The organism is Asaia sp. SF2.1 (assembly GCF_000505765.1).
Taxonomy (GTDB): domain Bacteria; phylum Pseudomonadota; class Alphaproteobacteria; order Acetobacterales; family Acetobacteraceae; genus Asaia; species Asaia bogorensis.
This window is the reverse complement of sequence record NZ_AYXS01000049.1, coordinates 27446-28065: the sequence shown is the minus strand read 5'-3', so window position 1 is coordinate 28065 and position 620 is coordinate 27446. Positions and strand designations below refer to the sequence as shown.

The following is a 620-nucleotide window of genomic DNA, read 5'->3' as shown; positions in this document are numbered from 1 at the left end:
CCGTGTCTGCGCACGACGAAAAATGCCCTGCCTCACCAGACAGGACACGCCGTGATCAGAGATCAGGAAAAGTTCGGAGAGGTGTTACCAGCCGGGTTGGCCGATCAACGCATCGAATATCCGGGCCGGTGTATCACGACGCAGGATGCCGGCCAGTTCGGTCCCCAGAGAGGCCGCCTCATCCACGCTGCCTTTTAGGGAACGGCGCAGCATGAAACTGCCATCCTCAGACGCCACAAGCCCATGCAGGGTCAGAACCTGCCCGGCGATGGTGGCATAACCACCCACAGGCGTCCGGCATGATCCGTCCAGACCGGCCAGCAATGCACGCTCTGCCGTTGCGGCATAACGCGCCGTGCGGTCCTCCAGAGCAGGCATGAGCGCGCGGGCACCCGCATCACGGCGGCGCAAGGTGATGCCGATAATCCCCTGACCACAAGCCGGGAGCATATCGTCGGGTTCAAAAATCACATCGACCCGTGCCCCCATTCCCAGACGTTTCATCCCGGCGAGCGCCAGAAATGTGGCGTCGCACGCCCCGGCCTCCAGCTTGGCCAGACGCGTCTGGATGTTGCCGCGTATGAGGCAGAAACGCAGATCGGGACGACGCGCGAGAAGCT

1 pseudogene is annotated in these 620 nt (G+C 62.9%); it reads right to left on the bottom strand.

What is annotated here, in order from left to right:
• Positions 1–84 precede the first annotated feature (84 nt).
• Positions 85–620: pseudogene (locus P792_RS39290) on the bottom strand (hydroxymethylbilane synthase); the annotation flags it as partial.